This window comes from Pedobacter sp. JY14-1, from assembly GCF_029269825.1.
In the GTDB taxonomy this organism is placed as follows: Bacteria; Bacteroidota; Bacteroidia; order Sphingobacteriales; family Sphingobacteriaceae; genus Pedobacter.
Genome location: NZ_JARJHU010000003.1, coordinates 924,880 through 946,006 on the forward strand (window position 1 = coordinate 924,880; position 21,127 = coordinate 946,006).

Below are 21,127 nucleotides of genomic sequence, written 5' to 3' on the forward strand. Positions count from 1 at the left end.
TCGCTAGTTAATATCAAAAATAAGGTACATCGTTCACTATTCCATCTTTTGTTTTCTGCAGATTGACAGTCCCCGGCTTTTTCTTCACACTATCTCTTTTTACCGCGCTCCCGGCCCTTTTAACCGTATCCGCAGCAGGCTTTTCAGTGCCTGGTATACCAGTGGAGGTGGCTTGCACACCTGTGCTGTCTTTTCCGGTTCCGGAATTGCCTTGCCTGTAGTCACCCAGGAGGGCATTTACGCCAAAGATACTCAGGGCCAGTAATATCAGGACCATTATTCCGAATACCCACTTCAGCTTCTCAAGTGAACGGTATTTTTTCAGTTCTCCCAGTAAAAGTTCGTTCTCAGTCTTATAACCGCTCAATACCTCCAGATAACGTTCTGTATTGTTGCTGGCTTCAATGCCGCTGCATACGGCCTCATGCAGTTCCATCCCATCTGCAAACCTCCGTTCCGGCTGTTTTTCCAGGCACCGGTCAATTACCGCCAGCAACCATTCGGGAATTTGCTGTTCATGCGCTTTTTTGTCTTCCGGCCAGTCTTCCGGTATGCGGACACTCCGCAGTCCCCCCAGATCGGGGACTTGCTTTTCCAGGTGTGCCAGCATGACCATATTTCTTGACGATTCATTTCTGTTCATCAACGGAAAAGGCACCGTGCCTGTCAGCACCTCATACAACACCACACCATAACTATATACATCGCTTTCCAGGAGCATCTTCCCGTCGTATTGTTCCGGAGCCATAAATTCCACCGCACCAGCATTGCGCAGGCTGCTGCGGCGCTGTTCGTCCGACATGACCGCCAATCCGAAATCCAGCAGCATATAATTGCCTGTTTCCGTATTGAACTTTACATTATTGCTCTTAATGTCCCCGTGTTTTACACCTACCCGGTGGCAGTGGGCAAGCGCCGCAGCCAGCTGTTCCGCCAGCTTCATCACTTCTCTGATCGTAAATACGGGATTATGCGGAGGCCGCAGCAAATCTTCCAGGTCGGGGCCTTCAATATATTCCATCTCAATGAATGGCAATGACCCGCTTTCAGTTAACCCTGAATTGAGTATCTTTACCACGTGAGGGGAGGGGTTTTCATTCACCTTTTTCAGCTTGTCCACCTCATTCTGGAAATCTCGGAAATTCCTGTCGTCTTTATTTTCCGTATAGATCGGTGTCGGCAGCAGCTTCACCGCCGTCATTACGGGTGCCATGCGTTTGCCCTTATACACAGAGCCCTGTCCGCCTGTGCGTATCGCCCCCATATTCTCCAGGCCCTCGGTTATGGTAAATACCTTTGCCATTAACTCATCTGATAACTAAACTCCAATATTGCAGACTCACCAAGAACAATCTGGTCGCCTTCCTGCAGCACATGCCCAAACTCGGTGAAGGTCAGCTTTACGGTATTGTGTCCGTCAGCCGGTTTCACCTTTACCTTGTTCCTTGGGGGGATACCCCCTTCATCTGCAAAGAGCATAAATACGTAGTCGTTTTTATTCCATTCTATATGGGCATGCTGCCTGCTGATGTATTTGTTCCCGGCATTGCTGCTTGAGTCTGGAAAAGCGATCGTATTTTCGCGTACGAATCCCTCGTTGTCCCTGGTCTCCCGACCCCGTCCGATATTGATCCGTCCTTCGCCTGCATGGATCCTGTACACCTCCTGTTCCGCCTCTCCGTTTATCACCCTGATGTAAGCCGCATCCGAGCGTTGGACCACCACATGCTCAGGAACCTTTACCACAAGCGCAACATCCATACGTTCCGTCTTCGCACTGCCTTCCGGGAGTTCTTCTGTAAAGTGGATTTCCAGTAACCATTTGGATGGCAGGTCAATTGCAAAATCATCTGCGATCCGCTGTACCTCATTCTTGAAACGCTCCTCATCCTCAAAGAATACCGCAGAGTCATACAGGAACCTTTCCTCAGGGGGGCAGGCGATATAAAGTTCCAGCCCACGGATATGCCGGCCCTCGCCGCCTTCCATTTTCTGCAGTTCCTGCCTGATAAACAGGAGCAAGGCTTCCCTTACCGTTTTTACATCCTGCGGCCTTTCCGGCGTATTCTTCTTAAAAAAGCTAAACATATCAAAACTGTATTTGCGTTTTAGTTTTCAGGCTGTCCGTTTTCTTTGCCTGTTTAAAATCCCGGATATAACCCAGTTTCAGCAATGCGGGGATCACGTGCTGCCCTGCAGCCAGTACTGCCTTACTCGATCCCCTGGTCGACTCGATCCGGATGCAGGTCACAATATGTCCGCCGCCCGTCTTTTTCGGGACGAAGAAAACATACCAGCCATCATTGATCTGCTCCTGTTTCCATATTCTCTCCGGCGTACCGGTTTTCCCGGCCACCGTCAGTTTCAGCGTCCATACTTTCCCCGCACTTTGCTTCAGCATATAATCCGTCATCAGCGCTGCGTATCCCGGTTGATCAGCCAGTTTTATGCCATTTTTCACGGAGGTCAGCGAATCATTTACTTTCAGGACGAAGCGGTTGGTCATCAGCGTGCCTCCGTTGGCGATCCCGGAAGCCATCCTGGCCACCGCTGCAGGTGTAGCGATCAGTTCTCCCTGGCCCCAGGACATGCCCGAGATGCCTTTGGCCCGCGTCCGTTTGATGTTTGACGGGTCATAACGTGGCTTCGTATTAAATTCTGTCCGTTCCCAGAGCGCATGCCATTTCTGCTGTTGCTCCGGTGTAACCTTGCCTGGTTCGTAGTAATAACCGCCGACACCATGCAGGAACATACCAGTCTTCTGATAAAGTTCCGTCATCTTATCCTGCAGATGTTCTTCATTTGCCAGTTTAATAAAATAGACGTTGTTTGATTTTACCACGGCCTTTTCCAGTGTAATGACACCGGTTTCATCCGGTTCAATTCCCTTTGTCCGGATCCTTTCGCCCATACTTACCGTAAACTTACGGTCAGCGGCCGCCATGCCCAGTTTATTGAAGGCTGCCATGGCCGTAACGAGCTTTGCCGTAGAACCCGGCTGCGTAGCGGTAGTAAAACCCAGGTCCGCTGTCGTATACCAGCCCGCCAGCCTGTTCTGTTCTGCAGTGGTCATGGTCAGCAGTTCCCAGTCTTTCACCGGCGGCAGGGGGTACACCGCCGAAGCCAGGACATCGCCCGTATTGTCTTCCATGACGACTACCGAAACCCGGCTTTTCTTCAGCGAGTCATCTGCGGCCAGTGCATGCTGAATGGTTGCCTGCAGGCGTGCATCAATGGTGAGCTGGACATCTCTGTTACGTTTCTTGAATGCTGCCACTTCCCCGCTGTTGATTCCCGCCAGCAGGAGTGGAGCGAGGGCCGAATAATCTCTCTTGCTTACCGTCATTTCTTTAATACCCCTAGGCAGGAAACGGTCTTCCTGATAATGGCTTGCCCTGGTAGTAAAGGATATTGCCGGTGTGTGGAAACCCCGCAGCTCAGCTGCATGTTCGTATTCCGCAAAATAGCCGTTCGTGCTGCCATTGAACACGCCTGTATTCACATCGCCGGTCCAGAAGAAAGTCTGTTCCTCAAAAGGATAATACCTGTCCACGCGTTTGTGGATGGCCGAATCCAGGTTATACCGGATCCCTGCTGCCTGAAGTGTCTTTACCTGTCCGCGAACAAAGGCAGGATTGCTGGTTGCCAGTACGCGCCCTTTGCGGTCGTAAAGCTGACCGGCCTCCAGCTTATTCATCAGTATCGAAATCCTGGGGTTATAGCTGAACATGCGCAAGCCACTACGGTCAGCTACCAGGGCCGGCCGTACCACCCATTTCCGGTTTTCCGTAGCGTATCTCGATACCGTAAAGCAAAGCAGCCCTACGGCCACGGTAGCGGAAAGCAGTGCAGGCACCAGGTTCTTGTCCTGCTGTGCAGTAATGAACTCCATCTGTACCGGTGTGCCGCGGATCCGGGATACCGAAAGCAGGATGCCCGCAGCCAGCATGTTGGCAATGAGCGACGACCCTCCGTAACTGATAAAGGGCAGAGCTACACCCGACAGGGGAAGGGCACCGGTAGATCCGCCGGCGATCAGTACAAACTGTGTAAACAGACTGATTCCTATGCCCGCGCATAAATAAAATAAAAAAGGTGTACCTGTTTTCCTCCCGATCACAATGGACCGGTTCAGAAAGATGAGAAAGAGAATAAATACAGAAGCGATACCTGTCCAACCAAATTCCTCACCGATAGCAGGCAGGATCATATCGGTATGTGCTTCCGGTATATTTTTAGCAAATCCCTCACCCACACCCTGACCGTTCAGGCCGCCCCCGGCCATTGCCCAGATGCCGTTAGCTACCTGGTCTCCACCGTAGACCTCGTTGTTCCAGGGATCCTGCCAGATCGACTTTCGTTCGGTCAGACGGTTCACCGGACCGGGGATCAGTTTGTCGAGGTAAGGCACCTGGTCAATCAGGAGAAAACCTGCCATGACCATCGTGACCATGATTGCCGACTCACTCGTGCGCTTCTGGACAAATACCATGATCAGGGTCAGCAATACAGCTGTCAGCAGGCTCGCGATCCAGATGTTCAGGAACCATACCGTCAGCACGTAGGCCAGGACAGCGACGACCATCATCATGAAATCGCCCCTAGAGAAGGAAAACAGGATAATAAAGGTAAAGCAGACCACCATTGCCGGGCCAAGGTCGCCCAGTGCCAGGTAAAGCAATATGGCGAACAACATGGCCACCAAAGCGAAGGAAAAGAAATACCAACGCTTCTGCCAGCTCAGGTATTCGGAAATGAAACGCTCGTTTGCGGAAAAGAAACCCGCCAGAAAAAGGATGATCGCATATTTTACAATTTCGCTGGGTTGCACCCCGAAAAGATTGACCTTCACGCCACTGCCTTCCGGACCATGTCCGAACATGACGGTCAGCGAGAGCAGGGCCAGTGCAGCAAGTGCCCATTGCCAGCCATTGGCTTTACCGCTGTTGCGACCAAGGACCAACATGCGGTAAAACCTCGAATCCACCGTCAGCTTACGGAAATTGACCAGGAGCATGAGCACGATACCCAGCAGCCCCATGCCGAAGAAGATCAGGGTATCTTTTGCCAGGAAGCGGTCGCGGAGCGGGTCCTGGAGGCTGAGCAAGGTAATGACCGAAAGTCCTGTCATCAGCATCACCACCGGGAGGATAAGCCGGTCCGATTCCCGGAACCGGTAGCGTAAAAATAAGTTCAGCAGCAGGAAACCACCCAGGAAACCACCTGTAACGATCCAGTACCACTTCCTGAAGTCTTCCGGCGTACGTACGATCAGCGATTTTTCCTTTTTCAGGATCTTAAAGTCGCGGGCAGAGAACAGGCGGATGGTATGCGGACTCTGGTGAAAGGTAAATACAGCATCTTCATCCAGCGCCTGCACTCCCTGCGAACGGCCGAACTGAAAGCCCGGTTGCAAAGGCAACACATTATAAGCCTTACCTTCCTGCAGGTTCCGGAAACCAAAACGCCCCGAGGCATCTGTACGGGCATAAGCAGTCACGCCGATATTTCTGGTGCCTTCCTCATCGCTCACAAAGCTGCTGTCCTGAGGCAACACCATCTGCAGTTTCACCAGCACGCCAGCCACGGGGTGGTCGAGCGAATCCAGTATGTATCCACCCAGGCTGTATGGGCCGCTGTGCAGATCGGTAAATGCCGGCAGGCGGGGAGGGTGTTTTCTTTCCTGTTCGAAACGCAGGGAGTCTGCGCCGGTATAACCCAGCAGCGCCCTCGAATCCATCACCCTTTTCTTAAAATTCTTTCCGCCTTTGATGAAGGCCTCGTCCGCGTTGACAAAGAAACGGCGTTTGTTCAACTCACCCACATTGTCCAGTGGTTCAGGAAGTGATGCCGCTGCACGCGTAACGATCTCACCGATCAGGGCGATATCCCTTTTGTCCTCAAAGTAATAACCTTTCTCCAGTAACTGTACGATTCTTTTGCCCGGTTCTTTGTCGTTCAGGTTCATTATTGTACCATTTGACAGGCGCTCCTGTACATTCGCAAAACCCGGTTGCAGATTTCCGTACAGCGTGATGAAGAAACCTCCGAGAATGATGAAAATGACCAGGAATAAAAAGCGCATATCAAGGGGTTACAGTGACAGGTAATGAATCAGTTTTAAAGGTACTCTTCGGCAGCTTGCCGCTCACATACCGGCCCTGCGGAAAATGGTAGACAATCTCCATCGCGTTCGGGCAATTGACAAAACGCACATTTTTCAATATGACCGCATTGTTCTGCGAGGCAATGGCTGTAGGGAAATCCTCAAAGGTCAGGTTCTCCAGCTGCAGATGCTGGTTGGAAGGCAACACCTCTATCGGCACTTCGTTAAAGCTGGTATCCCGCTTTAGGGTGATGCCTTTTTCCGCGATTAGGTATACCGTATCGCCCCTGAAGCGCAGCGGTTCAGTGATCAGTATGGGCGACTGAAACAAGGAATCTGTCAGCACCAGGATCTTTCCTGTCATGCGGTTCAGGGTATCCTGCAGTTTCTTCTCCTGTGGATTGCGGGGCGGCTTGATCTGGCTCAGCCGCTGGCTGCTGAGTGCCTTGCGTTCATTGCTGCGGTTCCGCCAGAGCAGGTATGCATTTGCCCCGAGCAAGGCCAGGCAAATGACAACCAGCAGGGTTATTGTTCCCTTTTTGCCTTTGTCATGATTCGCGGGATGATTGTTTCCTGTAATTGCGGGCTGCACCGCTTCTTTTTCCGGGACCTGGCTTGCCGCAGGCTTTCGTGTCAATCTTGTCTTTGGTTTTTCCGGTTTATGCAGCGCCGATTTCCTGTCATTTTCTATCAGTACTACCGTAATGTTGTCCAGCCCGCCATTGGCGTTGGCCATCTCTGTCAGTTTCAATGCCTTTTCCTGCAGCGAAGCATTGATGGTCATCACCGAAGTGATCTGTTCCCTGTTCACCATATCCGACAGGCCATCACTGCAGATCAGCAGTACATCTCCCGGCAAAAAGGGCGACTGTCCCGTTTCAATATAATCGCTTTGCCCTTTGATGTTGGCTCCGAAACCCAGCGCCTTATTGATCTCGTTCCGCTTAGGGTGCTTCATCGCCTGCTCTTCCGACAAGCGCCCGCTGTCTTCCATAAAGCCCACAAAGCTCTGGTCCTTGGTGATCTTTACCAGCGACTGGTCACGCAACAGGTACAGCCGTGTATCACCTACATGGGCATAATGGAACAGGTTACGTTCAGGGTCCGCGACCACCAGTGTCAGCACACAGGCCATCTTTTCATGTTCCTTTACCAGCTGTTTCTCATTCATGATCTGCTGGTCAGCTGCGATGATCGCCTCACGCATCAGTGCAGGCAGATCGGCATTGGGCAGGTTCAGGTGCTGCAAAATTGATTTACGGGCAATTGCAGAAGCGATCTCCCCTCCCGAATAGCCACCTACACCGTCGATCACACAGCCCATGATCAGTGCTGTGCCTGCAATCTTCTCGGCAATAAAGGCATCTTCGTTATTGTCCCTTACCTTGCCGGTATCTGTGGTGCCAAAGAAATGCTTATCCATTCTTACGCGATGAATTTTTAATGTCTGCAAAGTGTGCCAGCAGGAGCAGCACACATAAGATAAATAACGCTGCGGAGAGTAACTGTGACATACTTCAGGATTTAAATATGTTCATTCCGATGATGCCGTTCAGGATGATCCTCGAGTTCAGGGGCAGTTCCGCCCATTTCGGGCCATTAATATCGCTGCGCTCCATCAGCACTTCGTTTAAAATTGTTTTCTCTCCAAATGAGGCCAGGTAGAATTTGTCTTCCTGCCGGTCATAACGTACCTTCAGGTGTGGTGTGTTCACCCATTCCGAAGGAATCCTGAAGATGTCAGGCGCATTGCGCTCCTCTTCATCTCCGGATATGGTGATCTGTTCGTATTTCATGACAAACTCCAGTTTCTTACCGGCATATGCCTTGTCGGGTATGGTGGTCTCAAACCTGGCCAGTACAGCAGATTGCTGTGCAGCGGTTGTTTTTTTTGCTCCCGCGGTTGTTTCTGTTTGCACCGGGGCAGCTTCCGGTGGCGCCGGTGGTGGTACGAGCTGATCATCCTGAAAAGGGATCTCATAATAGCCGTCACTGTAATAGATAAAGTCTTTCAGGATATCATTGTTGATGTCAAAGGTCTGGGCCATCCCCGTCTGACGCGGAATGAATGTTACCCTGAGGTTTTCTTCCTTCTGGTGACTGTCGGGCAGGAGCTTACCGATAAAACCGATATCACCGGGCCTGTAGTCAGGGTGCGACACGAAGCGGAATACCCATTTGTTGCTGGCCGGCTCCACCTGTTTGCCGTTTTTGATCTCCCTGTTCAGGATAGTGTAAAAATTCTTCACTGTTTCGTGTGCGATCAGGCCCAGTATGCCTTTTTTGTGGTCCATAAATTCCCTGTAATCGTCACCATTCAGGCAAATGATGAACTCGTGGTAAAATACGACCCTTTGGGCAAAGGAGAGTTCTTCCAGTGACTTTTTAAATCCGTCAACAATGTATCTGTAGACCGTGTCCGGTTTCAGTTGTTTTGGTTTGCCCGATGATGATGTGCCTTCGTTGGTAAGGAACCAGTCCTGTATGCCAATACGCTGCCAGAAAGAGGGTTTTGTCGTCATTGATCCGCTCAGGTAATAATCTGAAAAGTAATTTCTAAAGTATTCCTAAAGATAGAAAAACCAAAGCAAAGATGAATTGTTTTATGGCTGAGGTCTCAAATCAAATTGGTCAGTATGTATTTAAGGGCATATTGATCTTTTAATTGATTTTTTTGTAGTGGGCGGCTTGCAAACAGCCGTCCGCTTTATTTTAAAAGTTTTATTCTTCTTCTTCCAGGAACTTTCTCAGCGACTCACCCAGGATGAAATTCCAGCCCGCGGTAAAGCTTTCCACAGCAAAATTAGGGTCATTATCCGGGAAGCTCTCCAGTCCTTCATGGGTTAGCCTGACGGTGGTCGTTCCCGGGCCTTCCCCCATCAGTTCCCAGGTTACTACAGAGTAACCGTCATTATGTTCAGGATAGGTCCAGGTATGGCTGAGTCGATTAGGGGCATCGGCAGATAGTACTTCGCATCTGTGCAGGTACTGCACATTTTCGTCACCACCGGTAAACTCAAACTGGAAACCGCTCTCAGGTTTGAACGCTTTAAGGTCAAAGTACCATTTCCTCATCTGGTCTTTTTCTGTGATGGCAGCCCATACCTTTTCGACAGGTACCGTGTAAGTGCGCTCTACGATCAGGGGTGATGTTTTCATAGCTGTAAGATTAGGTTACAGCTATTATACGAAAAATTTTGCAACCAGGTATGACAATACTGTTCCTGTGCCAACTCCGTAGAATTTATTATCTTTATAAAAACCTTATAAAAAGACATACTATGCTTATTGCAGGAATTATCGCTGTCCTGGTGCTGATCTTCGGTATCGGAATTTACAACTCACTCATAAACAAGAAAAACCAGGTAACCAACGCCTTTTCGGCTATCGATGTAATGGTCAAGAAACGTTTTGATCTGATCCCAAACCTTGTAGAAGTAGTGAAACAATACACCGGGCATGAGGCAGGTACGCTGGAAAAGATCACGGAACTAAGGGGCAGGGCAATATCACCTGTTGCAACAGAAGGCGATAAGCTTGCGCTTGATCAGCAGATTGGTGCGGCGGTGAAGGGCCTGATGGTCAGTGTGGAGAATTATCCGGAGCTGAAGGCAAATACTAATTTTCTCAACCTGCAGTCGACCTGGACGGAAAGCGAAGAACAGATTGCTGCTGCGCGCAGGAATTACAACGCCACTGTGACGAGTTATAACAATGCAGTGATGCAGTTCCCCGGAAATATGTTTGCCGGTATGCTCGGTTACGTGCCCATGCCCGTGCTGGCGGCTTCTGAACAGGAGCGGGCGAACATCAGTGCTAAAGAACTTTTCAACAGCTAAGTTTCAGATACTGTTGAATGGAAGCGTTTTTTGTGCAGGATCCTTCAGTTAGTACTGCGCTTAATGAACTGGAACTGACCAGGAAGTATATTGCCAGAATGAACATACAGGGCATTGCCTGTATTGCTCTGGCGGTACTGGTTTTTATAGCAGGGAATAGTTTTGCAGGTGTCGAAATAGGCGTGGTGCTGGGTTTATGTGCCCTGATACCGGGTATAGTTTTTCTGAGCAGGGCGGGAAGCAGGTCAGGAGCATATAAATCCGGTTTTAAGCAAAAGGTAATCGGTGCGGCACTCACCAGGATGGACAGCAGCCTGAGCATGCAGCCGGATCAGGGGATACCAGAGCACGAGTTTGTCAGTTCCCGGTTGTTCGTTACCGAGCCTGACCGCTACAATGCTGAAGACCTGGTAGTGGGAAAGGCAGGGAAAACCGGGTTTTATTTTTCTGAGGTACATGCAGAATATAAGACGGAGGTAAGGACCAAGAACGGAACGCGGACGGAATGGCATGATATTTTGAGCGGAATCGTTTTCTGTGCTGACTTTAATAAAGATTTCAGGGGTTTTACGGTAGTACGCCCGCAGGACATAGGCTCGAAGCTGGGCGGATGGTTTTCTAAGCATGTATTTTCTTTTGGTAGCAATGACGTGGTGGAACTGGAAAATGAGGCATTCAGTAAGCTGTTTATCACACATAGTACAGACCAGGTGGAAGCCAGGTATATCCTTACACCGGCATTGATGGAGCGTATCTGTAAGTTGAACGAACTGTGCGCCTATACGGTTTCCTTGTCTTTCATAGATTCCAGGATGTATATTGCTTTCCCGCTGGACAGAAATTATTTTGAGCCGCCTGTCTTCACAAGTTTGCTGAAACCAGGTATTCTTGACCATGATCTGAACATACTCCGCTTTATGTACAATATCGTTAAGGATCTGGATCTCAATACCAGGATCTGGACCAAACAGTAGACAAAGCCGCAGTAGTTTCCAGTCCTGCAATGAGAAGGCGTTTAGTGATTGTGCAGGAAAAGCCCTATTTTTGCAAAAAAAGAATAAGGCATTGGGAACATTACTGGATACGGGTATTAAAGGCTATAACAACTACGGGACACACCTGAAGGAAAAATATAAGGGACAAAGGGTGTTTAAGGCCATCGTGGACGGAGGTTTTACCTGTCCCAACCGTGATGGCAGCAAGGGATATGGCGGTTGTACGTATTGTAATGTAGACTCCTTTACCCCTGAAACTGCCCGCAAACTGCCTACGCTGCGTGAGCAGCTGACAGAGAACATGGAGCGGGGACGTAATTTGTACAAAGCCGATAAGTTCATTGTCTATTTCCAGCCCAATACCAATACCTACGCACCGGCACATTATCTGAAGATGATGTACGACGAGGCTTTGTCGGTAAATACAGAAGATATTGTTGGGCTTGCGGTGGGTACCCGCCCGGATTGTATCGATGCTGAAAAGATCGCCTTGCTGGAAAGCTATACCGACCGTTTTCATGTAGATCTGGAAATGGGTATGGAATCTATTTACGACGAAACGCTGGACCAGATCAACAGGGGCTGCAGCCACGGTGAATTCGTAGCCGCGGTGAAGCTGCTGGAAAACAGCAAGCTAGATCTTTGTGTACATACGATTTTCGGATTCCCTAATGAAACCGAGGAGATGATGCTCGGGTATATCCATGAGATCAACCGTTTTCCGCAGATCAAATTCGTGAAATTTCACCATCTCCATATCGTGGAAGGTTCGATTATGGGTGTAAAATACAAGCGTCAGCCGTTTAAGCTCTTTACCCTGGAGGAATATACCGATCTGCTTTGCAGGGCCATTCCCTTGCTGAGGCCAGATATCGTGATCCAGCGCCTGTTTGGCGTGTCTGACTGGGATCTGCTGATTGCCCCCAAGTGGGGGCTTCCGAAATCGGCAGTGCAGACTTATATCGACAAGGAGATCGAGCGCCGCGGTATCGTGCAGGGCTCGGCTTACCGCCCTGGTCTATAGTGTGCCGAACAGTTCGGTAATCTTTCTTTTCCTGTATTCAAATACATTCCTGAGCTTAGCCGCTATGAGGAGATTGTTGGCCAATGTACCGATCGGGCCTAATGGTAAACCGTAGGTAACGATGTCTTTCATTTCTGTTCCCCCCTGAATTTCCCGGAAGTGGTGCTGATGGTGCCAGAATTTATACGGGCCGAAGCGCTGCTCGTCCACGAAATACTTTCCTTCTGCTACATGGGTTATTTCTGTCATCCAATCCAGTTTTATTCCTAGTAGCGGCGATACCTTATAGGTGATCAGCATACCCGGATACATTTTGCTAACCATTGATGGTTTTGAAGTGACGGTGAAGGCCATGTCTTCCGGGGTGATCTTCGCCAGGTTCAGGGGAGAAGAAAAGAAATCCCATGCTTCTGCAGTGGATACAGGTATGTTTTGCAGGTATTCGAGCTGATATGATCTCATATAGTATATAACGTATAGACTGGAAGACGAATATAGAAATCATCTGCGTTTGTGTGATTTTTATTTTTTCATCGAAAAAATGGTAATTTTTTAGGTTTTTGGTGTTTTTTGTAAAAAATAAGTCTTGTTTTTATCTGCAATTCATGTTTTTTGACCTAAAAATTGGTTTAAAACATATATTTTTTAAAAATGTTTTTGAAAAAATGATGAAAGTTGAAATTTATTCCATAGTTTTATCAAAAAATTAAGTAAAACAAATTTAAAAACTAATTAAACCACACAAATTATGGCAAAAGTTCTATTTAAACAGTGGGGCCCCTTCGCAATTCTGATGATTGTTGCGGTAATGGCTCTTTTTATTCCGCTGCTTCCAAACTTTGATGATGGAAAATACAGCGCACCGGACATCGCATTCATTCTGATTGCTTCTGCACTCGTATTTTTAATGACTCCGGGTCTGGCGTTTTTCTATGGTGGTATGGTACACCGTAAAAACATCCTCTCGACCATGATCAAAAGTGTGGTTGCTGCGGGGGTAGTTACCGTACTCTGGGTAGTTGTTGGCTTTAGCCTCGCTTTTGGTGATACCATCGGCGGATTTGTCGGCAACCCTAAAACTTTTTTCTTCTTTCAGGGTGTAAACTCCGGACCGGCCTGGGGCACCATTCCGCTGTCGCTGTTTGCAGTGTTTCAGCTGATGTTTGCGATCATTACGCCAGGGCTGGTTGTTGGTGCGGTAGCTGAGCGTATCCGCTTCACTTCATACATCCTCTTTATCGTCCTGTTCTCGCTGCTCGTTTATTCTCCGCTGGCACACTGGACCTGGAGCGCTGATGGTATGCTGTTCAAAATGGGCGTACTTGACTTTGCCGGTGGTACTGTTGTACACATTTCGGCGGGTATGGCAGCACTTGCTGGTGCATTGGTACTGAAACGCAGGAAGTCGCACATGGAGCACAAAGAGGTTCCTCCTGCAAACATTCCTTATGTGCTGATCGGTACCGGCCTGCTTTGGTTCGGATGGTTTGGCTTCAACGCCGGATCGGCACTGGGCGCTAACGCACTGGCGGTATCTGCGTTCCTGACTACCAATATGGCTGCCGGCGCTGCAGGTCTTTCCTGGATGTTCTTTGATGTGGCACGCGGTAAAAAGCCTTCTGTACTTGGATTCTGTATCGGTGCGGTAGTAGGTCTTGTGGCGGTTACGCCTGCAGCCGGTTTTGTGAGCATTCCTTCGAGTATCTTCATTGGTGTCGTTGCCGCGGTGATTTCTAACCTTGTCGTTGCCTGGAAACAAAAGACCAGCCTGGACGATACGCTGGACGTATTCCCTTGCCACGGTGTTGGCGGTATCGTAGGTATGTTGCTTACTGGTGTACTGGCTACAAAAACTGTTAACCCTGCCGGTGCCGACGGGCTGCTTTACGGCAATCCTGAGTTCTTCTTTACCCAGTTGAAGGGTATGCTGATCTCGGTAGTATTCAGCTTTGTGATGTCGTTCATCGTATTTAAGATTGTTAACCTGGTGCAGCCGATCCGTGTATCTGAGGAGGAAGAAGAAGAAGGTCTGGATGCTACGCAGCACAATGAGAAATATGTTCAGGGTACACTGATCGTTGCCGGTCAGGAAGTTGAGAACACTTTTTAATCTTACAGATAATCAACCTAAACCAAACCAACCAAAACCAAACTAAATTTCAACCTCAAACCTAAATTTATGAAACTGAAATCAATACTGACCGTCGCGTTCCTGTCAACTGTATCTGCATCTTTCGCTCAGGAAGCAGAAGCACCACTGCAAATCTCAGGTTCGGCCGACGCTTATTACAAGTACGACTTCTCCAAGCATGCGAACATTCCAACCAGTTTCGCAAGTGACCAGAACTCCGTTTCACTGGGTATGATTGACCTCGCGCTGAAAAAGACTACTGGTAAGGCCTCCTTTGTTGGTGAGATTTCCTTTGGTCCGCGGGGACAGGGGCAATCGATCCTGCCAGAGGGCGGTGAATCGTTTCACATCCAGAACTTGTATGCTTCCTATGCATTTACCGATAAGTTTAGCATGACTGCAGGTTTTATGGGTACGTTTATCGGGTATGAGGTGATCGCTCCGACCGGTAACTTCAACTATTCGACTTCTTACCTGTTCACCAACGGTCCTTTCCAGAATGCGGGTCTGAAGGCTTCTTATGCCTTTACAGACAAAGTAAGCCTGATGCTGGGGGTGTTTAACGACTGGAATGTGTACACCGACCTTAACGGGGTCTCGCATTTCGGCGGACAGCTGACCGTGAGCCCTGTAGAAGGCTGGACTGCTTACCTGAACTTCCTGACCGGAAAGTCTGTAGGCGTAGCCGGAACAGGTACCATATTTGACCTGACCACAGCTTACCAGATTTCTGAAAAGTTCAAACTGGGACTGAATGCGGCTGACTACTCGGTTACCGATGACAACGGCGGATATATAGGCGCTGCTTTATACCCACAGTATGCTTTCACGCCATCTTTTGGTCTGGGCCTGAGAGGAGAATACTTTAATTGGAAAGGCGCTCAGGGGGCTGATGACGAAAAAGTTGCTGCTGTTACCTTGTCTGCTAACGTAAAGGCAGGAGGGCTTACCTTCATTCCTGAAGTGCGTTTCGACAATGCTTCTGCAGAGATGTTCTCGAAAACAAACGGAGACCCTACTAAGAAGGCTTCGCAGTTCTCACTGGCATTTGTATATGCCTTCTGATAACTGAATGTAACTTATTATTCAAAAAAACTGGACTTTATTTTTTAAATTTAGGGCTGTCAGAGATGATCTGGCAGCCTTTTTTATCAGATTGCTAACCCCCTTAATCATTTTCCAAATGAACAGATTAATGAAGATGAGATTGTTCCTGGCTTTAACTTTTTGTTCGGTAACGGCAGTTGCCATGGCCCAGGAAAAGGTCCTGCCGGTTGATGAAACGGGGCTTTATACCTTTATGGACGTGGCAGAAGTCAAGGGGTTTTCAAAAAAGACGCTTGCGGCCAATATGCGTCAGTTTCTGGAAAACAATGCTAAAATGCTGAAACCGGAAGCAGAGGAGGGTGATTCTGTATTTACTGCCAAAGGGAGGATGATCATCCATAAAGGCAGTTCGGCAATCGGTCATCCGTCTGCAGCGGCGAGCTATACTTTTTCGGTCGCGTTACGTGAGGGAAAATACCGGCTGCTGATGACTGGGTTTGTGGTTACTCCTTATGAACGGGACCGGTATGGCAATTTTGTACCTACCGCCGTGAGTACTCCGCTGGAAAGGATGCCCGATGCACTGAGTAAGCCTACCTGGACGGCCAATATGGCTTTTATTACAGCGCAGTGCCGGAAAATTGCTGATCAGTTAAAACAACGCATGGGTGAAACTCAGTCTGAGGCAAAGCCCGGTGCCAAAAAGCCAGTCGCTATTTCTACCAAATGGTAGCCGGGAAGTGCCTGTCAGTGGACCATTTTATCTGCGCAGGCAGAACTGGCGAAGGCCTCGGGTTTGGCTTTAAAGATAAAGCCCATGCTTAGGATGTAGCCCATTGCTTCATTCAGCGCCTTGTTTGATTTGAACATTGGATTGGTGTTGATGTCGGCGTGTACTTCGAGGTCTACATCATAAATGTCCAGAAGGTCACAAACCGAGTAGGCGGTTTCAATAGACTTTTGTACTTCTACCAGCATTCGCTCCTTTATGCTCATTTGTTTGCTGCTCCGTTCCTGATGAATGTACATAAAGCCTCCGTGGCGTGCCCTGAGCAGAACGATCACTGTAGCAAAATCGGTTACGGTGCCTTTTACCTGAGAGTCTGTGCCGATGCAGACCTTGAGCTTGTAGCCTTTTTCCGTTTCCCGGATAATCGCGCTTTCGATTTCCTGAAGGATAGACGAGTGGATCACCTCGCCGCTAAATTTTTTCCAAGTCATACGTTAATGGTGTTTGGTAAACAACCCGCATACAGGTTTACTAAAAGTAACTGATAAAGATTAAAAACAGGTTAACGTTCGGTTGTTTAATTGCTAACAATGGTTTAGTTGTCAACACTTTAGCTTTTGTTTTTACGGGAAAGTCTCTTCGGGACTATCTTTGTGCCTATGAAAAAGGAACAGATACTGGAAAAGCTGGGCATCGGTATGCTTAATGATATGCAGCTGGAAACCGGCCGGGCGGTGGGTACTGGCAGGGATGTGGTGTTACTTTCCCCTACGGGCAGCGGCAAGACTCTAGCCTTCCTGCTGCCGGTCCTGCAGCGGCTGGATCCGGGCTATAAAAACATACAGGTCCTGGTGCTGGTGCCTTCAAGAGAGCTTGCCCTCCAAACCGAACAAGTATTCCGCAAGGCTGGCAGCGGTTTCAAGGTGAGTTGTTTTTATGGCGGTCATCCGGTCAGCACAGAATTGAAGAGCCTTTCAGACCCTCCCGTTGTGCTGATTGGTACTCCGGGACGTATCGCCTTTCATCTCGAGGCCGGAAACCTTGACGAATCGGGTATACGAATACTCGTGCTGGATGAATTTGACAAATGCCTCGAACTCGGCTTTCAGGACGACCTGGACTATATCATCGCGCAGTTACGGACGCTTGGGCAGCGGATCCTTATTTCTGCTACAGGCATGGACGAAATACCTGGTTTTACCGGCATTCGTGATCCTGAGCTGGTCAATTTTCTGGACTGGAAAGCGGCAGTTCCAAAGCTGCTGCTAAAAAGGGTAGATGCTGCTGAGGTTGGGCGGGAAGCTGCCCTGCTGGACCTGATGGCCAAAACGGGAGGAGCCGCTGCGCTCGTCTTTTGCAACGAAAGGGCGACTGCAGGAATGATCAGCCGCTTACTTGTGCAAAAAGGTTTTTCTGCTGAGCTTTATCATGGAGGTATGGAGCAGGATGAGCGGGAGCGCGCCCTGCTGAAGTTCAGGAACGGGACGGCAAATATACTGGTAACTACGGACCTTGCCTCCCGCGGGTTGGACATTCCGGAGGTAGCTCTTATTGTGCATTATCAGCTGCCACTTACCGCAGCTGCGTTTACACATCGCAACGGACGTACTGCAAGAATGAAGGCAGAGGGTACAGTGTATATGCTCAGTGAGCAGGATGAGGATAGTGCTTTTTTAGGGGAGGGTGCAGTTACTGAAGAATTAAGCGGTACCTTTGAAGACCCGGTACGGAGTACCTGGGAAACACTTTACATCGGAGCAGGCCGGAAGGATAAAGTTGGTAAGACGGATGTTGCCGGAATGCTCTTGAAAAAGGGAGGGTTAACACCTGCGGAAGTAGGACTGATTACCATCATGGACCGGTGTGCCTATGTTGCCGTTGCCCGTGAAAAATGTGAAGCGGTGATCAGGCTCCTTACGGGGCAGAAAATCAAAAACAAAAAGGTGAAAATAGAAATAGCGAAGTAATATGAGCAATAATGAGGTACTTAAGAAGCTGCGCGTAGCACTTGAACTGACGAACGATGATATCATCAGGATCATGGACCTGGTAAACTTCAAGGTGACACGCAGTGAACTTGGTGACATCTTCCGGCGGGAGGACCATCCTAATTTTAAAAAATGCGGCGACCAGATTCTGCGTAATTTTCTGAACGGCCTGGTAATTTACAAGCGCGGCCCGAGACCGGAAAAGACCACAATTAAATAACCTGTACCCCTGGTTCGGGAAAATGAACGATTTGAACAACCGGCCTGAGGGCATTTAAGCTGTATATTCAGGACAGTTGTTAAAATGTCGTTTGTTTGATGGGGAATTTTACGAAGCAGGGTTTTCTTCTTCTATTGCTTTTTTACGGTTTTAATGCATTTGCGCAGCAAACAGTCCAGTTCAGTCAATACTTATTCAACGGGCTTGCCGTTAACCCGGCCTACGCAGGTTACCGAGAAGAATGGAATGCATGCCTGAGCTACAGGATGCAATGGGCAGGCGTGAACGGGGCACCCAGGACTGCGGTTGCCTCATTTGACGGGGTGACCGATGTCAGTGAAAAGCGGGTTGGGCTTGGTTTTATTGCGATCAGTGACCGTCTTGGTGCGCAAAGCACCTCTTCATTTTATGGCAACTATGCTTACCGTTTACAGATCGACGATGAAGAACAGCGGCGGCTTACCTTTGGCATCGCTTTCGGAGTTACCCAGTACGGAATAGATGGTACAAGGTTGGTGGCTGTAGAACCCAATGATATCAGTATACCCCGGGGGGCCGAAAATAAGATTTATCCTGATTTTCGTATAGGGGTATATTATGCTGACCCCAGGTATTTTATAGGCGTTTCCATATTGGATATGTTTTCCTCTGCCCGCGATCAGATCACGACCGATAACAACTATAAGATACTAAAACAGGTAAGACATGTGTACCTGTCAGGCGGAGCTTTGTTCCGGCTGTCAGCAGCCATGGACATTAAACCAACTTTCCTGATAAAGGATGATTTTAACGGCCCTACAGATATTGACCTTAATGCTAGTCTGCTTATCCATAAAACAGTGTGGATCGGTACGGCTTACCGTATGGGTGTAAAACTCTGGAATAAAGCCGGTTTACAAACGGGACTCGATCAGCGTAATGCGATCGCGGCAATTGCCCAGGTGCTGGTGAGTGATCGTTTTAAAGTGGGTTACTCCTACGATTACAGTCTGAATGCGCTCGCAAATTACCAGCAGGGTTCTCATGAGATCAGCCTAAGCCTCGCCTTTTCGGGAAGGAATAACCGCACAGTTCATGCTAAATTCTTCTGACAGGAGACAGAAGTTATACAGAACGGTGGTTAAATGAAATTAAATTTTGCTAAAACGGTTTAAATGCCTTTATTTGGAATATTGAAACCAAAGGCTTTAGAACCAAATTTAAACCAATAATGAATACCAGTTCATCTAAGCTGCCCTATATCGGGGTGGATATAGGCGGCTCTCATATTACCGCAGCCCATGTAGATTGCTATACTTATCAGGTAATTGACCATACGCTGAAACGGGAACGTGTCGCTTCAATGGATAATGCTGAAACCATCATCCAGTCCTGGGTAGATGCATTGTCGGCCCTTATCCCGGAGTCAGCTGAGGAAAACATATATATAGGTATCGCGATGCCAGGCCCGTTCGACTATAAAGAGGGAATCTCATTGATGCAGAACCAGCAGAAATACGATGCCCTTTACGGTTTGAACGTAAGGGAAGTGCTTTCCGGACGACTTAGGATTCCCGGAGAACATATTGTGTTCGTTAACGATGCGGAAGCTTTCCTGAGAGGCGAGCTGGCATCTGGGTCTGCTGCTGGCTTTGACCGCGCCATAGGCATTACATTAGGTACGGGGCTGGGTTCTACCAGCAACTGCAAGGGTGAAGTTCAGGATATGAACCTCGCCTTTATGCCATTTCTGGACAGTATAGCGGAAGAATATATTTCCACGCGCTGGTTCCTGAAGAGATACCGGGAACTCACAAGCCGGCAGGCCAAGAATGTCGAAGAAGTACTGAATACGGCGGATGAAGCGGTACGGGAGGTATTGTTTGAGGAATTTTCGACCAATCTGGCTGCTTTCCTGAACGAATTCATTGCCGGCGAGCAACCGCAGGTATTAGTGGTCGGTGGCAATATTGCCCGCTGCTGGGAGCACTTTATCGATAAACTGAAGGATAAGGTTGCAGATAAAACGGTAGAGATCAGGCAAAGCAAAATGTGGGAGGACGCTGCTCTGGTCGGTGCCGCCTGTGCCTGGATATAGATCAATAAAAACTGAAGGTGATGAATAAATATATCGTTTTTCTGCTGCTCTCCATGCTGGTGGGGCAGTCCCTGCAGGCCGCAAAAGTAGATACCTTGCTGACACACAGTACTTCGATGAAAAAGGATATTAAGGCGGTGGTGATTCTTCCTGAAGGCTATAATACCTCGGACAAATATCCGGTGGTCTACCTGTTGCATGGAGCGGGGGACAATTTTTCCGGATGGGTAAGCAAGGTTCCGGGCATCAAGAAGTATGCGGACGATCTCAAACTAATCATTGTTTGTCCCGACGGTAATGTGACCAGCTGGTATTTCGACAGTCCGGAAGACCCGGCATGGAAATATGAAACCTATGTCTCTAAGGAACTTGTTGGTATCATCGATCAGAAATACAGTACTGTTAAAGCACGGGAGGGCCGGGCCATAACGGGTCTGAGTATGGGCGGCCATGGCGCGCTTTATCTTTCGTTCAGGCATCAGGACGTTTATGGTGCGGCGGGAAGCATGAGCGGTGGCGTAGACATCAGGCCTTTTCCGTTAAACTGGGATATTGCCAAAAGGCTTGGCCCGAAAGATAAATATCCTGAACGCTGGGAGCAGCATACAGTGATAAATCAGGTACATTTGCTGGTGCCGGGAAAACTGGGCCTGATCATTGACTGTGGCCGCGACGATTTCTTTTATGAGGTGAACCTCAGGTTGCACGACAGCTTGCTGTATAACAATATTCCTCATGATTTCACGATCAGGCCGGGTGGTCATACATGGGATTACTGGAAGAATGCAATTGGTTTCCAACTGATGTATTTCAGTAATTTCTTCGGTAAGAAATAATTGCTTCGGTTACCGTTGCTTTCTCTTGGGTTTCCTTAATTAAGAAATTCAATATAAAAACATCGATTTCTATCTTTTTTGAAAATAAGCGACGGATTATTTTTGAATAGTATTTAATTAATTTATTTATTATT

19 protein-coding genes are annotated in these 21,127 nt (G+C 48.5%); 11 read left to right on the forward strand and 8 right to left on the reverse strand.

Features of this window, described 5'->3' with window-relative positions; all coding sequences use genetic code 11:
• Window positions 1-13 precede the first annotated feature (13 nt).
• The 6 genes from P2W84_RS10275 to P2W84_RS10300 form a co-directional block, all read right to left on the reverse strand.
• Complete coding sequence (locus tag P2W84_RS10275; protein ID WP_276090025.1) at window positions 14-1,303, reverse strand: serine/threonine-protein kinase; 1,290 nt, start codon at window positions 1,301-1,303, stop codon at window positions 14-16.
• Window positions 1,303-2,088 carry an FHA domain-containing protein gene (locus tag P2W84_RS10280; protein WP_276090026.1) on the reverse strand — a complete coding sequence of 262 codons (786 nt, stop codon included), beginning with the start codon at window positions 2,086-2,088 and terminating at the stop codon, window positions 1,303-1,305. Before P2W84_RS10280 ends, P2W84_RS10275 begins: the two co-directional genes overlap by 1 nt.
• A 1-nt stretch (window position 2,089) precedes the next feature.
• A complete protein-coding gene (locus P2W84_RS10285; protein ID WP_276090027.1) occupies window positions 2,090-6,085 on the reverse strand; it encodes an FtsW/RodA/SpoVE family cell cycle protein in 3,996 nt (1,331 codons plus the stop codon).
• Between the two features lies 1 nt (window position 6,086).
• A complete protein-coding gene (locus tag P2W84_RS10290) occupies window positions 6,087-7,529 on the reverse strand; it encodes a PP2C family serine/threonine-protein phosphatase (RefSeq protein ID WP_276090028.1) in 1,443 nt (480 codons plus the stop codon).
• A gap of 94 nt (window positions 7,530-7,623) precedes the next feature.
• A complete protein-coding gene (locus P2W84_RS10295) occupies window positions 7,624-8,628 on the reverse strand; it encodes a hypothetical protein (RefSeq protein WP_276090029.1) in 1,005 nt (334 codons plus the stop codon).
• Between the two features lie 199 nt (window positions 8,629-8,827).
• Window positions 8,828-9,265, reverse strand: a complete 438-nt coding sequence (locus P2W84_RS10300; RefSeq protein WP_276090030.1) for an SRPBCC domain-containing protein — start codon at window positions 9,263-9,265, stop codon at window positions 8,828-8,830.
• Between the two features lie 122 nt (window positions 9,266-9,387).
• On the opposite strand from P2W84_RS10300, the gene P2W84_RS10305 reads away from it, so the two are divergent.
• The 3 genes from P2W84_RS10305 (at window position 9,388) to P2W84_RS10315 (ending at window position 11,964) form a co-directional block, all read left to right on the forward strand.
• Window positions 9,388-9,945, forward strand: coding sequence for a LemA family protein (locus P2W84_RS10305; RefSeq protein ID WP_276090031.1), 558 nt, complete (start codon window positions 9,388-9,390; stop codon window positions 9,943-9,945).
• A gap of 17 nt (window positions 9,946-9,962) precedes the next feature.
• Window positions 9,963-10,919, forward strand: a complete 957-nt coding sequence (locus P2W84_RS10310) for a DUF3137 domain-containing protein (protein WP_276090032.1) — start codon at window positions 9,963-9,965, stop codon at window positions 10,917-10,919.
• A 91-nt stretch (window positions 10,920-11,010) separates the two neighbouring features.
• Complete coding sequence (locus P2W84_RS10315) at window positions 11,011-11,964, forward strand: TIGR01212 family radical SAM protein (RefSeq protein ID WP_276090087.1); 954 nt, start codon at window positions 11,011-11,013, stop codon at window positions 11,962-11,964.
• On the opposite strand, the gene P2W84_RS10320 is transcribed toward P2W84_RS10315, so the two are convergent.
• A complete protein-coding gene (locus P2W84_RS10320; RefSeq protein WP_276090033.1) occupies window positions 11,959-12,426 on the reverse strand; it encodes an SRPBCC family protein in 468 nt (155 codons plus the stop codon). The two genes, P2W84_RS10315 and P2W84_RS10320, sit on opposite strands and share 6 nt — an antisense overlap.
• Before the next feature lie 286 nt (window positions 12,427-12,712).
• Between P2W84_RS10320 and P2W84_RS10325 the strand changes: the two genes are divergently transcribed.
• The 3 genes from P2W84_RS10325 to P2W84_RS10335 all read left to right on the forward strand — a co-directional run bounded on the left by P2W84_RS10325 (window position 12,713) and on the right by P2W84_RS10335 (window position 15,875).
• The gene (locus P2W84_RS10325; protein WP_276090034.1) at window positions 12,713-14,074 is read left to right on the forward strand and encodes an ammonium transporter; all 1,362 of its coding nucleotides are present in this window, start codon (window positions 12,713-12,715) and stop codon (window positions 14,072-14,074) included.
• Between the two features lie 69 nt (window positions 14,075-14,143).
• Window positions 14,144-15,160, forward strand: coding sequence for a porin (locus tag P2W84_RS10330; protein WP_276090035.1), 1,017 nt, complete (start codon window positions 14,144-14,146; stop codon window positions 15,158-15,160).
• A gap of 118 nt (window positions 15,161-15,278) precedes the next feature.
• Window positions 15,279-15,875, forward strand: coding sequence for a hypothetical protein (locus P2W84_RS10335; protein ID WP_276090036.1), 597 nt, complete (start codon window positions 15,279-15,281; stop codon window positions 15,873-15,875).
• A gap of 14 nt (window positions 15,876-15,889) precedes the next feature.
• Here P2W84_RS10335 and P2W84_RS10340 read toward each other — a convergent pair whose 3' ends face one another.
• Window positions 15,890-16,363, reverse strand: a complete 474-nt coding sequence (locus tag P2W84_RS10340) for a ribonuclease H-like YkuK family protein (protein WP_276090037.1) — start codon at window positions 16,361-16,363, stop codon at window positions 15,890-15,892.
• A gap of 168 nt (window positions 16,364-16,531) precedes the next feature.
• Here P2W84_RS10340 and P2W84_RS10345 point away from each other — a divergent pair, with 168 nt between their 5' ends.
• From P2W84_RS10345 to P2W84_RS10365, 5 genes are all read left to right on the forward strand, one after another.
• Window positions 16,532-17,839, forward strand: a complete 1,308-nt coding sequence (locus P2W84_RS10345; RefSeq protein ID WP_276090038.1) for a DEAD/DEAH box helicase — start codon at window positions 16,532-16,534, stop codon at window positions 17,837-17,839.
• A 1-nt stretch (window position 17,840) separates the two neighbouring features.
• Window positions 17,841-18,080, forward strand: a complete 240-nt coding sequence (locus P2W84_RS10350) for a DUF1456 family protein (protein ID WP_276090039.1) — start codon at window positions 17,841-17,843, stop codon at window positions 18,078-18,080.
• 98 nt (window positions 18,081-18,178) lie between these two features.
• Window positions 18,179-19,171, forward strand: a complete 993-nt coding sequence (locus tag P2W84_RS10355) for a type IX secretion system membrane protein PorP/SprF (protein WP_276090040.1) — start codon at window positions 18,179-18,181, stop codon at window positions 19,169-19,171.
• 119 nt (window positions 19,172-19,290) lie between these two features.
• Window positions 19,291-20,157, forward strand: coding sequence for an ROK family protein (locus P2W84_RS10360; protein ID WP_276090041.1), 867 nt, complete (start codon window positions 19,291-19,293; stop codon window positions 20,155-20,157).
• Between the two features lie 20 nt (window positions 20,158-20,177).
• Entirely contained in the window at window positions 20,178-20,993 is an 816-nt protein-coding gene (locus P2W84_RS10365; RefSeq protein ID WP_276090042.1) for an alpha/beta hydrolase family protein, read from the forward strand.
• Window positions 20,994-21,127: the final 134 nt, after the last annotated feature.

Bases quoted from the DNA above. Each gene is read 5' to 3' on its own strand.
- P2W84_RS10275 (WP_276090025.1), bottom strand. From the start codon at position 1,303: ATGGCAAAGGTATTTACCATAACCGAGGGCCTGGAGAATATGGGGGCG.
- P2W84_RS10280 (WP_276090026.1), bottom strand. From the start codon at position 2,088: ATGTTTAGCTTTTTTAAGAAGAATACGCCGGAAAGGCCGCAGGATGTA.
- P2W84_RS10285 (WP_276090027.1), bottom strand. From the start codon at position 6,085: ATGCGCTTTTTATTCCTGGTCATTTTCATCATTCTCGGAGGTTTCTTC.
- P2W84_RS10290 (WP_276090028.1), bottom strand. From the start codon at position 7,529: ATGGATAAGCATTTCTTTGGCACCACAGATACCGGCAAGGTAAGGGAC.
- P2W84_RS10295 (WP_276090029.1), bottom strand. From the start codon at position 8,628: ATGACGACAAAACCCTCTTTCTGGCAGCGTATTGGCATACAGGACTGG.
- P2W84_RS10300 (WP_276090030.1), bottom strand. From the start codon at position 9,265: ATGAAAACATCACCCCTGATCGTAGAGCGCACTTACACGGTACCTGTC.
- P2W84_RS10305 (WP_276090031.1), top strand. From the start codon at position 9,388: ATGCTTATTGCAGGAATTATCGCTGTCCTGGTGCTGATCTTCGGTATC.
- P2W84_RS10310 (WP_276090032.1), top strand. From the start codon at position 9,963: ATGGAAGCGTTTTTTGTGCAGGATCCTTCAGTTAGTACTGCGCTTAAT.
- P2W84_RS10320 (WP_276090033.1), bottom strand. From the start codon at position 12,426: ATGAGATCATATCAGCTCGAATACCTGCAAAACATACCTGTATCCACT.
- P2W84_RS10325 (WP_276090034.1), top strand. From the start codon at position 12,713: ATGGCAAAAGTTCTATTTAAACAGTGGGGCCCCTTCGCAATTCTGATG.
- P2W84_RS10330 (WP_276090035.1), top strand. From the start codon at position 14,144: ATGAAACTGAAATCAATACTGACCGTCGCGTTCCTGTCAACTGTATCT.
- P2W84_RS10335 (WP_276090036.1), top strand. From the start codon at position 15,279: ATGAACAGATTAATGAAGATGAGATTGTTCCTGGCTTTAACTTTTTGT.
- P2W84_RS10340 (WP_276090037.1), bottom strand. From the start codon at position 16,363: ATGACTTGGAAAAAATTTAGCGGCGAGGTGATCCACTCGTCTATCCTT.
- P2W84_RS10345 (WP_276090038.1), top strand. From the start codon at position 16,532: ATGAAAAAGGAACAGATACTGGAAAAGCTGGGCATCGGTATGCTTAAT.
- P2W84_RS10350 (WP_276090039.1), top strand. From the start codon at position 17,841: ATGAGCAATAATGAGGTACTTAAGAAGCTGCGCGTAGCACTTGAACTG.
- P2W84_RS10355 (WP_276090040.1), top strand. From the start codon at position 18,179: ATGGGGAATTTTACGAAGCAGGGTTTTCTTCTTCTATTGCTTTTTTAC.
- P2W84_RS10360 (WP_276090041.1), top strand. From the start codon at position 19,291: ATGAATACCAGTTCATCTAAGCTGCCCTATATCGGGGTGGATATAGGC.
- P2W84_RS10365 (WP_276090042.1), top strand. From the start codon at position 20,178: ATGAATAAATATATCGTTTTTCTGCTGCTCTCCATGCTGGTGGGGCAG.